Here is a 12,349-nt window from a genome sequence, read left to right on the forward strand (position 1 = left end):
GGCTCAGCCCGCGAAACGGTACCCGAAGCCGCGGACCGTCTCGATCATGTTCGCCCCGATCTTCTTGCGCAGGCGCTGGATGTGGACGTCGACGACCCGGGAGTCGCCGGCCCACTCGTAGCCCCACACCGTGAACGCGATCTTCTCCCGCGAGTACACGTGCTCGGGCTGCTCGGTGAGCAGCAGGAGGACGCGCAGCTCGGTCGGGGTGAGGTGGACCTCCTCACCGTCGACTTCGACGGTGAGCCGTCCGGTGTCGAGGACGAGGGATCCCAGCCGGGTGCGGAACGGTCCGAGCTCACCGGACTCCGGGGCCGCCTCGGCGGTCGTCTGCGGTGAGGACGCGGGACGCGGGGGGATCGCCACGTCGTGCGTGTCGGGGCCCGGTGACGACGTGAACTTCCCTCCGGCGCCGAGGTAGGTGTCATCGGCCGCGAGACGGGACTTGATCCGCTCCCGGGTGTCCATGCCGGGGCTCGGCCCGAGGACTTCGGGGATCCCGTCGCCGGTGATGACGCCGCCGGGGCCGATGACGGTTTCGTGTTCGTCGATCGCCTCGGTGGTGGGGGAGTGGCCGAGGCGGTCGGTGCCGGCGGTGATGAAACGGCGGACGACGGCGCGGATGCGGGCGTTGAGCACCTGCATGTCGAAGGGCTTGGTGAGGTAGTCGTCGGCGCCGGCCTCGAGGGCCTGGACGATGTCGATCGCATCCGAGCGGGCGGAGATGATGATGATCGGGATGGAGGAGCGCTCGCGGATCGCCCGGCAGATCGACGCGCCGTTCATCGTCGGGAGCATGAGGTCGAGGAGGAGGACGTCGGCACCGTGGGCGGCGACGAACTCATAGCCCTCACGGCCGTCGGCGAACGCCGACACCGTGTAATCGAACTGCTCGAGTCCGATCTGGGTTGTCTCGCGGATGACCTCGTCATCCTCGACCAGCACAATATGCATTACGACTCTCCATTTAGACGCGTGAAGCGTTGTCCCGGTTCAAACCTACCGTCATGCAGGCGGAATACCTGCACCGACCAGCCCGACGGGCAGCAGTCCTCATCACCGTCGGCGTACATCGCCTCCTGGACCACGAGGGTGCCGTTCCTGCCGGGACTGAGCGTGAGCTGATTGCCCGTGGCGATGAGCTCGAGGCGCGGTTCGCCCTCGAACTCGCTGACGACGACCCCGGCGATGACCTCGCTCATCTGCTGCGGGTTGAGCACCGTGACGACCTGGAACTTCCGGTCGCCGCTGAGGAACGGGGTGCCGAACTTCATGCACTCCTGGCAGTCGGCGACGACCTTCGCGGTCTCCGACGCCCGACCGGTCACCGCGACCCCCGAGCTGTCCTCGACGAGGGTGCGGATGTCGGCAAGCGAATACGGCTTGTCCGCGGGCCCGGAGTCCTCGTTCGACTCGTCGAAGAGCGTCGGCGAGGTGCTTCCCGCGGGCTCGACGCGCAGCCCCCTGTCCGGCCCGCAGGCCGCGAGCGCGACGAGCAGCGCAAGAGCGCAGGCACACGCGACCAGCGTCCTGAGACCGCCTCTGGTCAGGACGCCTGCCGTGACGGCAGCGCGCGACGCGTGCGCAGACCTGCGCACTGGTGTGGGGATGGGCACGCTGTCATTTTCGCGTGTTCCCCCGCACTCGTCCACTTGGTCCGGGTTCCGGGGTCTGTGCGGGTGTCGGTTTCTGGAGATAGTCGGGAGCCGGATTCGGGGGCGGGAGGCTGGTGGGTGCGGTGGTTGCCGGGTATCGGGTTCATAGTCACTCGGCTGTCGCGTTCAGGGCCGTTCGGCAGTCGGGTCGAGGGTCGCTCGGCTGTCGCCTCTCAGCCCGAGTCGGTACCCTGGTGGTATGGCAACGTCGAACTCCGCGAAGAAGTCCTCCAGCACCGTGTCCTACAAGGATGCGCTCAAAGTGGGGCTGGTCTGCGGCGTCGCCGTTCTCATCCTCTCGATCATCGTCACCCGTGCGTGGCAGGACTCCGATGCGTTCGGTTATGCCTTCATCTACGCCGGGATCGCATTCGTCCTCGTCAGCGCTCTGTCCGCGGTGCTCAACTGGGTGATGCGCAACGACACGCAGAACGACGACCAGTCCTACCCCGTCCTCAAGTAGGGACTTCCGGGAAGTAGAGCTTCCGGGCGGGCACGAGGATCGTCGAACCGCCTCGTGTTCCCACCCGACCGCCGCCCTCACCTCAGCTCACACGCTCGACTCGGGAGCCGCCTCGGCGCAGGATGACGGCAAGGGCACCGACACCGGCGAGGACGGCCAGGCCGCTGAGGGCCGCGAACATCGGGCCATCAGTCTGGGCGACGGACTGTCCGCGCAGCGCCTGCACGGTGGCCAGGGCGACGACGCCGAGGTAGAACAGCGCGACGATCCGCACGAGGCCGACCCGCACCGATGCCGGCCGCAGCCGCGGCCACCGACGCCCGAGGAGGACGAGTCCGAGGGCGGCGAACGGGATGATCTGGAGCGCGTGGATCCCGAGGAAATGGGGGACGCGGATGTCGCCCGCCTCGGTGTTCCAGCCGGTGATCGGCATCATCGGTCCGCCGTCGACGGCCCCGACGCTGTGGGCGCCGGCCAGACCCTGCGCCTCGGCGGCGTCCATGTCGACGACGTTGAGCTCGCCGACGGTCATCAGGAACGCGATCGCCATGCCGATGAGGCCGATCGCGGTGCCCCAGCGGATGCCGGCGGCGATGCCCCGGTCGGGCAGTCGGCGGAACGCGAGCACGAAGCCGAGGACGAGATTCGCCAGCCACACCACGGTGATGAGCCCGCCCATGCCGTAGTACAGGCCCGCGTCGAGGGGTGTGCGCACGTTGAAATGGCTCATCTGCCCGCGGATGATCTGCACGACGATGAAGGCGAGCTCGACCGAGATCCCGATCGCGATGATCGTTCCGAGCACCCGGCCGATGCGGCTGCGGCGGGGCAGGAACTGGAGCATCCAGGCGATCGTCACGGTGTAGATCGCGATCGAGATGCCGAACTTCGCGGCCTTGTGCCAGATCGGCGCGCCGACGAGGGTGCGGTCGTCGGTGAAGTACCCGACGATGGCGATGACGGCGATGAGGGCGGCGAAGACCGCGGCAGCGATGAGGGGGCGATGGAGTCGGGAGAGTCCGGAGACGATCGTCGCCGGACGCAGGGTGGTCTCGCCGAGGCGGCCCGTCGACGCGGGGGTCGCGCCGTTCTCCCGGGGTCGTCCGACGTCATTGTCAGATAGTCCGCTATCCATAAACAGATAGTAGACTATCCGTAGTGGGCGTGCAAGAGTGTTCGCCGACGGAACTGATGGGGAGGGCGATGCGGATTTCTCAGCTCAGCGAGCAGACCGGGGTGCCGATCCCGCGGATCAAGTACTACATCCGCGAGGGCCTCGTGCCGCGGGCGACCGTCACTGCCGAGGATCCCGGGGGGTACGGCAGCGACCATGTCCACCGGGTGCGGCTCGTGCGCGCGATGGTGACGATCGGCGGCATGTCGATCGCGTCGGCGCGGGCGGTGCTCGCCGAGCTCGATTCACCCCAGCCGCAGGTGCCCGTCGCGCTCGGTCAGGCGATCATCGGGGTCAACTCCCGCCCCGGCGACCCCGATCCCGGCGGTGGGACGCCGAGTGCCCGCGAGCAGGCCGCCGCCCTCATCGATGCCCTCATCGCCGACCGCGACTGGAATCTCGCAGCCGATGAGCCGGCGCTCGGCCCGCTCATCACCGCAGTGGAGACGATGATCGACACGGGGCATGAGGATCTGCTCGGCCATCTCGATGTCTACGCCGAGGCGGCCGAGCGCATCGCCGACGCCGACGTTGCCAGCCTCGCCCCCACTGACGACCCCGCGACGATCGTCGAGAAGTCCGTTCTCGGGACGGTGCTCGGCTCGGTCTTCATCGACAGTCTGCGCAAGCTCGCGCACTCCGACCGGGCGAGACGCCTCTTCTGGCCGGCCGAGGACCTCGCGCGCGCAGCGCGGGAGGGTTCCCGGGAGGAGGGAGAGTCCGGGAGGTCCGGCGAGTCCGGGGAGGTGGGAGAGTCCGGGAGGTCCGGCGAGTCCGGGGAGCCTGGAGGGGTGCCGTCGCAGCCGGATGCCGGGCCGCAGGGGACCAGCGAGGGGCCGGAAGGGGCCTAGAAGTGCCCGGTCTGGGCCCGGCTCTCAGGTCTGCGGAAGGGGCCTAGAAGTGCCCGGTCTGGGCCCGGCTCTCAGGTCTGCGGAAGGGTGAAGGCGATTGTGCGCCGCCCCCAGGGTGATTTCGGAGCTGAAATCACCAGGGAAGCGGCGCAGAACCTTGGGGCCCGCCCCGCCGGAGGACCCCTCTACCGGAACCGCAGGAGCCGGAGGCTGTTGAGGATGACGAACACCGAGGAGAACGCCATCGCGGCACCGGCGATCATCGGGCTGAGCAGTCCGGCCGCGGCGATCGGGATCGCCGCCGTGTTGTAGGCGAAGGCCCAGAACAGGTTGCCCTTGATGAGGCCGAGCGTCCGCCGCGACAGGCGGATCGCCTGCGGGATCTGCCGCGGATCCGACCGCACCATCGTGATGTCCGAGGCGGCCATCGCCGCGTCCGTGCCCGAGCCCATCGCGATGCCGAGGTCGGCGCCGGCCAGGGCCGCGGCATCGTTGATGCCGTCGCCGACCATCGCGACCGAGCGCCCGTCCGCCTGGAGTTCGTCGACGACGGCGATCTTGCCCTCGGGACGGACGTCGGCGAAGACCTCGGTGATCCCGAGTTTGCCGGCGACCGCCTCGGCGGCTGAGGCATTGTCCCCGGTCAGCAGCACCGTGCGCAGACCGAGGCGATGGAGTTCGGAGATCGCCGAGGCGGCCCCGTCCCTCACCTCGTCGGCGACGAACGTCAGCCCGCGGAAGTCCCCGTCGACGGCGAGTGCGACGATCGTCGCGCCCGCCGGAACGGCGTCGGGGGCGACGTCGACCGTGATCCCGCGTTCGCCGAGCAGATCGGGCCGACCGGCGATGACCTCGCGTCCGTCGATCCTCGCCTCGAGCCCTCCGCCGGGGATCGCGGCGAAGTCCTCGACCCTCGCCGAGGCGGTCGCCGCCCCGGCAGTGACACGCTCCGCCCGTGACGCCTCGACGATCGCGCGGGCCACCGGGTGCTCGCTCTGCTCTTCGAGGCGGGCGAGCACGGCGAAGTCCGCGTCGGACAGCTGCGAGCCGATGAGCGTCATCACGCCCGTCGTCAGGGTGCCGGTCTTGTCGAGCACGACGGTGTCGATCGACCGCGTCGACTCGAGCGCCTCGGGGCCCGAGACGAGGATCCCCAGCTGCGAACCGCGGCCCGAGGACACGGCGAGGGCCGTCGGGGTCGCCAGCCCGAGCGCACAGGGACACGCGATGATGAGCACCGTGAGCGCCGCATGCAGGCCCATCGCCCAGTCGCCGCTGATGAGACCCCACGCGAGGAACGTCAGCACGCTGATGACGAAGACGATCGGCACGAACACCGCCGAGATGCGATCGGCGAGGCGCTGCACGGCCGGTTTGCCCAGCTGTGCGCGGCTGACGAGATCGGCCATCGCCGCCAGCGTCGTCTCCGCGCCGACGCGTTCGGCGCGGACCTCGAGCACCCCTGAGGTGTTGATCGTCGCACCGGTGACGGTGTCGCCGACCCCGACCTCGACGGGGGCGGATTCACCGGTGAGCATCGCCTCGTCGACGGCCGAGTGACCGGCGACGATGACCCCGTCGGTGGCGATCTTCTCGCCCGGACGGACGCGGAAGACGTCACCGACGCGCAGCTCCGCGATGGGCACCTGCACTTCGACGCGCTCGCCGGAACCGGACAGGTCACCTGAATGACCGGACAGGTCACCCGAATGAGGAGACCCCGGACCGGAAACGGATGAGCCCTCGCCTGCCCCCGCCTCGGCGCCGGGAGAACCGGGATCGACCGAGCGCAGCACGGTCGCCGACTTCGCTCCGAGGTCGAGCAGCTTGCGCAGGGCGGCGGTCGCCCGGTTCTTCGCGCGATCCTCGGTGAGCTTGCCGATGAGGAGGAACACGGTGATCGCCGCGGCCGCCTCGAACCACACATGGTAGGTCCCGGGAATCGCCCAGCCGTGCCCGTCGACGACCGCCCGCAGCAGCGTCGCGTACGAGTACCCGCTGGCGACGATGATGCCGACGCTGACGAGGGTGTCCATCGTCGTCGACCCGCCCCGGGCGGCCTTGAACGCCGCGGAATGGAACGGCCACGCACCCCATGTGACGACCGGGAGGGCGAGGAGCCCGACGACCCACTGCCAGCCCGGGAAGTGCCAGCTCATCACCATCGAGACGGCGATGATCGGCACCGCGAGGATGAGGGAGCCGATGAACCGCGGCCGGAGGTGGCGGGGGTCGTAGTCGACGATCTCGGGACCCGCCGAGGCGGCCTTCCGCACGCTCGCCCCGTACCCGGCCTTCTCGACGGCGGCGGTGACGTCGCCGTCGGTGAGGTCGGAGTCGATGACGACGTGGGCGGTGTTGAGCGGCAGATTGACCTCAGCGGTCACCCCGTCGAGGCGCGAGAGCCTCTTCTCGATCCGGGCCGAGCACGATGCGCAGGTCATTCCCGTGATGTCGAGATCAACCTCGCGCGACATCACTTGACCTCGTAGCCCGCTTCGTCGACCGCGGCGCGGATGTCCGCGTCGTCCAGGTCGGTGGTCGAGGTGATCGTCACGGGGGAGTCCCCGCCGGCGTTGAGGTCGACGGCGACGTCGGTCACGCCGGTCAGCGCGCCGATCTCCTCAGTGACAGAGGCGACGCAGTGGCCGCAGGTCATTCCGCTGACGGTGATCGTGGTGGTGGTCATGTCTCCTGCTTTCTTCGCACGTCTCGCCGGCCGGTCGACCGGCGATCGACGCCGTGCCTCATCAGGTCAGCGCCGCCTCGGCGGGATGACCGTCCCGAGAGGAAGGGGGACGGAGCCCTGGAGGGGCGCTCAGCTCTTGATGAGTCGGGCGATGGCGGCTGAAGCCTCCTCGATCTTCTTGCGCGCTTCGTCCTCGCCGGCGGCGGAGGCGTCGACGACGCAGTGAGCGATATGCTCTTCGAGGAGGTTGATGGAGACCGCGTGCAGTGCGGCTGTGGCTGCCGAGACCTGGGTGAGGATGTCGATGCAGTACTTGTCCTCATCGATCATCTTCGCGATCCCGCGGACCTGTCCTTCGATCCGCTTCATCCGGCGTTCCAGAGCGTCTTTCTGCGGGGTGTATCCATGTTGCTCAGTCATGACCTGACTTTATACCCCCATAGGGTATCGCGCAACCCCCGCCGAGGCGGTCTCTGTGCGATTCGTCTCATCACCCCGCCCGCGTCGCCCCGGTGCTCCTAGAATCGAGGCATGCGTGCTGTCAGACTGTTCCGCTTCCCCGTCAAGGGGTTCCCGGCAGAGGAGATCGCCGAGGCGGTCGTCGATGCGAACCGCGGCATCCTCGGCGACCGGGTCGCCGCCTTCACGAACGGAAGCCTCGACGTCCCCGCCGACCAGTGGCAGCGATACTCCGCCTTCACGGTCCTGAAAAACGACCCTGACCTGCAGAGATGGCAGGTGGCCAGTGCACCCGCCGAGGCGGTCCCCGCACTCACCCTGACCGCGCCGGACGGGGAGGCGACGACCTTCCGCGTCGACGACCTCGAGAGCCGGGCCGCGGCGGCGGAGTTCCTCGGCGCCCGCATACCCCCACAGGGCAGTTTTCCGCGCAGTCTCGTCGTCGCCGGACAGGGCATGTTCGACTCCCGCGAGTCCGGGATCTCGCTCATCAACCCCGCCACGGTCGCAGCCATCGGCGCCACCGACGAGGGACGGGCGGCACTCGGCGCCGGCGACGACCTCGACCCGCTGCGGTTCCGCGGCAACGTCCTCCTCGACGGGCTCGCGCCGTTCGCCGAGTTCGGTCTCATCGGCCGGATCGTCCGCCTCGGCGGGGTGCGGCTGGCGATCAGCCAGGCCATCGAACGCTGCCCGGCGACGACCGTCAACCCGGTGACCACCGAGGTTGACGTCAACGTTCCGCGCCTGCTGGCCTCCGCGTGCGGCCACGTCCACTGCGGCGTCTATGGGCGCATCCTCGAGTCCGGGGTGATCACCGCCGGCGATGAGATCGTCATCGAGGGCGAGGCGCCCCGGGAGCATGTGCCCACGGCGCGGACCCCGCGCTTCATGACGGTGCTCGACTCCCGGCAGATCTGCCACGACACCGTGGAGATCTCCCTGCGCGACGAACTCGGCTGGATCCGCGAGTTCGACGAACCGGGGACCAATCTGCGCGTCCACCTCGAACTCGGGGCGCCGTTCTGGCGGACCTATACGATCACCGACGTCACCGATGACATCGTCTCGATCGCCGTGCGCACGCAGGGCAAGGGGTCCCGCGCCGTTGCGAGCCTGCCGGCCGGGGAACGGGTGCTCGCGTCAGGACCGCACGGCACGATGACGGCAGATCGCGTCTTCGGCGGCACGACGGCGCTCATCACCGCAGGCATCGGGATCACCCCGAGCCTCGGACTGCTGCGCGAGGCGACCCGTCAGCCGGTCGCCGTCGGGGCCGGTGGCGCCGGCGGCGGCAGCGCTCTGCCCGCAGCCGAGCGGCTCAGGCTCCTCCACGTCGACCGGGACCAGCGCACGGCGTGCCTGTGGAATCGGCTCCTCGACCGCGCCCACGGCACCGGTCTCCCCGTCGAGGCGCAGCATCGGGACACTGCGGTGGCCGGCCGGCCCGACCACGCCGAGCTCGTCGCGCTGCTGACCGGCTGCGACAACGTCATGGTGTGCGGACCCGCGGACTTCACGCGCGCCGTCCTCGCCGCGGCCGATGAAGCCGGGGTGCCCGGCGTCCACCAGGAGACCTTCGCGTCCCCGCGGTCCGGGATGACCGAGGCGATCGCCGAATGGCCTCCCGCCGAGGTGACGCTTGCCGATTCGGGGACGAGCTTCCTCTGGGAGCCGACCCAGGGCACCCTCCTCGAGGCGCTCGAGGCGCGCGGCATGCAGGCGGCGAGTTCGTGCCGGGGCGGATCGTGCGGCACCTGCTCGGTGCGGCTCGCCGCCGGTTCCGTCGCCTACCCGATCGAACCGGCTGCCCAGGTCGCCGCGGACGAGGTGCTCGTGTGCTCGGCCGTGCCCGCCGGTCCGATCAGCCTCGCCCTCTGACGGATCCGACCGGACCGGACAGCCCGGGCCGGACAGGCCGGGTGACGCGATCCCAGCACGGCCGGGTGACACAATGGGGCCATGACGACCCCGGCCGACGAGACGACGCGTCCGACGCTCTCGCGCGCGCTCGTGCGTCCCGTCGTGCGGCTCAGCCGCCGGGTGCGCTACGGGGTCGCCGGGCGGATCATGTTCGCGAACTCGGTCATGCTCGTCGGCATCATGGTCCTGACGACGAGCCTGCTCTACCTCCAGCTCTCGCAGATCAACACCGCCCGGCAGCAGGATCTCCTCCGCTCGGCCGCGGACAGCATCTCGCTGTCCCTCGGCATCGTCGACGCCGGAAACACCGACCTCAGCGATGACCTCCTCGCGCCGTCCTCCCGCGCCGACGTGCGCTCGATGCTCGACAACGTCGTCAACGAGTATCAGTTCGACACCGCAGCGGTCGTGCCGATCGACTACCTGCGCACCCCGCCCTCGCTCGGGTCCGCCGATCGCCGGGTCGCGATGGAGCGCAACATCGTCACCGCATCCTCGGGTGACATCCCCGATGACTCGATCGACCAGCTCGCCGCGTCGATCGGCCCCACCCGCATCCTCAGCGGGCGCTCCGTCGTCCGGTTCCTCGACGACGGCGGGGAGGGCGGCGGCACGATGTACGTCGTCACCCCGGTCTTCGCGAAGCATCTGGGCATCGACGAGGTGGGACCGAACACCGTCGTCGGCGCCGTCATCGTCGGCAACTCCGCCGACGCCGTCCGGGCCGGCTTCCTCGCCCAGAGCAAATGGCTCATCGGCATCGCGATCGCGACTCTGCTGCTCGGCATCGGCGCCTCGTGGGTGACCTCGCGCGGTCTGCGCCGAGTCACCGGCGACTACGGCGCCAACGAGCTGCGGGGCATCATCGAGTTCTACTCCTCCGTGCTCAAAGCGGTCTCCGAGGGTCTGCTGCTCATCGACCGGTCGCTCGGGATCGTCCTCATCAACGCCGAGGCGCGCCAACTCCTCGGCCTCCCGAGCGTCGGCACGAAGCGGCAGGGTGCGGGGTCGGCGGCGGATGGTACGGGGTCCGCCGAGGATGCGGGCGCGGGTCCCGGTGACGCGGCAGGCGTGGGATCCGACGAGACTCGTGGGCAGACCGGAACGACCGCGGACTCCGCAACGACCTCGGGAACAGGAACTACCGCGACCGACGGAACCCCTGCGGATTCCCGGGCGAAGCGGGACACCGAGGTGACTGCGGACACCGAGGTGACCGGGGCCTCCGCGACCGCCTCGGCGAGCGCCACACCCACCACCGCCTCGGCGAGCTCGAAGTCCACCACGACCACTCCCGACGCCGTCGAATCGACGACACCCGAGGGCGGCATCCCGCTGTCGGACCTCGAGCTGCCCGAGGCGCTCATCGACCTCCTGGCGTCGGGCCGCTGGGCCCGCAACGAGTTCCACTACACCGACGATCGGGTGCTCATCGTCAACCAGCAGCCGACCGATGAGGGCAGCGACACGTGGGTCGTGACGATGCGCGATCACACCGAGCTCGCCGAGCTCACCGGTGAGCTCGTCTCGGTGCGCTCGTTCTCCGATTCGCTGCGCGCGCAGACCCACGAGTACGCGAACCGCCTGCACATGGTCATCTCCCTCCTCGAGACCGGTCATGTCGACGAGGCGATCGACTTCGCCGCGAAGGACCTCGACGACCTCAGCCGGGTCACCGGCGACGGGCAGATGAGCTTCGACCATCCCGTCCTCTCGGCGCTCCTGCTCTCGAAGATCGCCCAGGCCGGCGAGGTCGGCATCGACATGACGGTCGACACGGTCGGACTCACCGGCAGCCTCGGCGGGGATGACCGGGACCTCGCGACGATCCTCGGCAACCTCATCGACAATGCCTTCGACGCCCTGAGCAGGCAGGACGTGCTGCCGGAGAACAAGCGCGTCCACGTCCACCTCAGCGGCGCGGGCGGTGCGAGCGGGTTCACGATCGAGGTCAGCGACGACGGACCCGGCATCGCCGAGGAGGACCTCGACGCGATCTTCGAGCGGGGCTGGTCGACGAAGCACGACGGGGTGACGACCGACAGCGGGCGCGGCCGCCAGCAGACGGGCACCAGGGGAGTCGGACTCTCGCTCGTCGTCCAGGCCGTCCGCCGCCTCGGCGGGGCCATCGACGTCCAGGGCCGCGGCGAGGACGGAGACGAGTTCAGCGGGGCCGTGCTCACCGTCTGGCTGCCCGACGACATGGCCGCCGCACAGCGGACTCGGACTACCGAACAGTAGCGCCGGAGCGGGCCACAGGGAGGCTTGCCGACCGGCGCCGTCGGGCGACGACGGCCGTCGTCGCGGATGTGCCGAGCCTGGAACACATTCCCCGCAGCGCCCGTCGGACAGCGGTCTAGACTGGCGGCATGTCAGAGAGTTCTCAGCCTGATTCGAGCATCGGTGTGCTCGTCGTCGAGGACGAGGCCGTGGCGGCCCGCGCTCACGCGAAGTACATCGAGCGCATCGACGGCTACCACGTCGCCGGGGTCGCGAAGAACGCGACGCAGGCGATGGCGGCGCTGACCGGCAAGATCCTCGGCCTCGACCCCGACGGCATCGATCTCGTCCTCCTCGACATGAACCTCCCCGACGGTCACGGCCTCCAGGTCTGCCGGGCGATCCGCGGGCAGCGCGTCGACGTCGACATCATCGCGGTCACCGCCGCCCGCGACATGCAGATCGTCCAGGAGGCGCTGTCCTACGGGGTCGCGCAGTACATCATCAAGCCCTTCACGTTCCCCGTCTTCAAGTCGAAGCTCGACGCGTACTCCTCGTATCGCTTCCGCCTCGGCGCGGACTGTCCCGACGGCGAGGTGACGCAGAACGAGGTCGACACCGCGATCGCGGCCCTGCGCACGCACACCGTGACCGCGACCCCGAAGGGGGTTCCCGACGGGGTGCAGGGGGAGGTCAGGGGAGTGCTCACGGACAAGCCGGGGCAGTCCGCCGCCGAGGTGGCCACGAGCCTCGGCGTCTCCCGGGTCACCGCGCGTCGCTACCTCGAGGCGATGGCCGATGCGGGCATGCTCGAGCGCCGTCCCCGCTACGGCTCCGCCGGGCGCCCCGTCCTCGAATACACCGTCGTCGAACAGGAGTGAACCGGGACGTCCGCGGCCCGTGCGTCTGGGCGGC

General features: G+C 69.7%; 11 protein-coding genes. 5 read left to right on the forward strand and 6 right to left on the reverse strand.

What is annotated here, in order from left to right:
• Nucleotides 1–3: 3 nt before the first annotated feature.
• Both J9315_RS00805 and J9315_RS00810 read right to left on the reverse strand, forming a co-directional pair.
• Nucleotides 4–954 (reverse strand): response regulator transcription factor, encoded by a 951-nt coding sequence (locus tag J9315_RS00805; RefSeq protein ID WP_198499973.1) that lies wholly within the window; start codon nucleotides 952–954, stop codon nucleotides 4–6.
• Nucleotides 954–1,616 (reverse strand): hypothetical protein, encoded by a 663-nt coding sequence (locus J9315_RS00810; RefSeq protein WP_232623760.1) that lies wholly within the window; start codon nucleotides 1,614–1,616, stop codon nucleotides 954–956. The genes J9315_RS00805 and J9315_RS00810 overlap by 1 nt, the downstream gene beginning before the upstream one ends.
• 238 nt (nucleotides 1,617–1,854) lie before the next feature.
• Between J9315_RS00810 and J9315_RS00815 the strand changes: the two genes are divergently transcribed.
• Entirely contained in the window at nucleotides 1,855–2,118 is a 264-nt protein-coding gene (locus tag J9315_RS00815; protein ID WP_137824930.1) for a hypothetical protein, read from the forward strand.
• 82 nt (nucleotides 2,119–2,200) lie between these two features.
• Here J9315_RS00815 and J9315_RS00820 read toward each other — a convergent pair whose 3' ends face one another.
• The gene (locus tag J9315_RS00820; RefSeq protein ID WP_198499972.1) at nucleotides 2,201–3,253 is read right to left on the reverse strand and encodes a hypothetical protein; all 1,053 of its coding nucleotides are present in this window, start codon (nucleotides 3,251–3,253) and stop codon (nucleotides 2,201–2,203) included.
• Nucleotides 3,254–3,321: 68 nt separating this feature from the next.
• On the opposite strand from J9315_RS00820, the gene J9315_RS00825 reads away from it, so the two are divergent.
• Nucleotides 3,322–4,143, forward strand: coding sequence for a MerR family transcriptional regulator (locus J9315_RS00825; protein WP_198499971.1), 822 nt, complete (start codon nucleotides 3,322–3,324; stop codon nucleotides 4,141–4,143).
• A gap of 185 nt (nucleotides 4,144–4,328) precedes the next feature.
• On the opposite strand, the gene J9315_RS00830 is transcribed toward J9315_RS00825, so the two are convergent.
• From J9315_RS00830 to J9315_RS00840, 3 genes are all read right to left on the reverse strand, one after another.
• Entirely contained in the window at nucleotides 4,329–6,620 is a 2,292-nt protein-coding gene (locus J9315_RS00830; RefSeq protein WP_198499970.1) for a cation-translocating P-type ATPase, read from the reverse strand.
• A complete protein-coding gene (locus tag J9315_RS00835) occupies nucleotides 6,620–6,832 on the reverse strand; it encodes a cation transporter (protein WP_198499969.1) in 213 nt (70 codons plus the stop codon). The genes J9315_RS00830 and J9315_RS00835 overlap by 1 nt, the downstream gene beginning before the upstream one ends.
• Before the next feature lie 129 nt (nucleotides 6,833–6,961).
• A complete protein-coding gene (locus tag J9315_RS00840) occupies nucleotides 6,962–7,252 on the reverse strand; it encodes a metal-sensitive transcriptional regulator (protein ID WP_137824935.1) in 291 nt (96 codons plus the stop codon).
• A 111-nt stretch (nucleotides 7,253–7,363) separates the two neighbouring features.
• Between J9315_RS00840 and J9315_RS00845 the strand changes: the two genes are divergently transcribed.
• The 3 genes from J9315_RS00845 (at nucleotide 7,364) to J9315_RS00855 (ending at nucleotide 12,315) form a co-directional block, all read left to right on the forward strand.
• On the forward strand, nucleotides 7,364–9,172 hold the full coding sequence (locus tag J9315_RS00845) for a 2Fe-2S iron-sulfur cluster-binding protein (protein WP_198499968.1): 1,809 nt from the start codon (nucleotides 7,364–7,366) through the stop codon (nucleotides 9,170–9,172).
• A gap of 81 nt (nucleotides 9,173–9,253) precedes the next feature.
• Nucleotides 9,254–11,455 (forward strand): ATP-binding protein, encoded by a 2,202-nt coding sequence (locus J9315_RS00850; protein ID WP_198499967.1) that lies wholly within the window; start codon nucleotides 9,254–9,256, stop codon nucleotides 11,453–11,455.
• Between the two features lie 128 nt (nucleotides 11,456–11,583).
• Nucleotides 11,584–12,315, forward strand: a complete 732-nt coding sequence (locus tag J9315_RS00855) for a response regulator (protein ID WP_198499966.1) — start codon at nucleotides 11,584–11,586, stop codon at nucleotides 12,313–12,315.
• Nucleotides 12,316–12,349: the final 34 nt, after the last annotated feature.

It is taken from the genome of Brevibacterium sp. W7.2, assembly GCF_018137945.1.
GTDB classification, from domain to species: Bacteria; Actinomycetota; Actinomycetes; order Actinomycetales; family Brevibacteriaceae; genus Brevibacterium; species Brevibacterium sanguinis.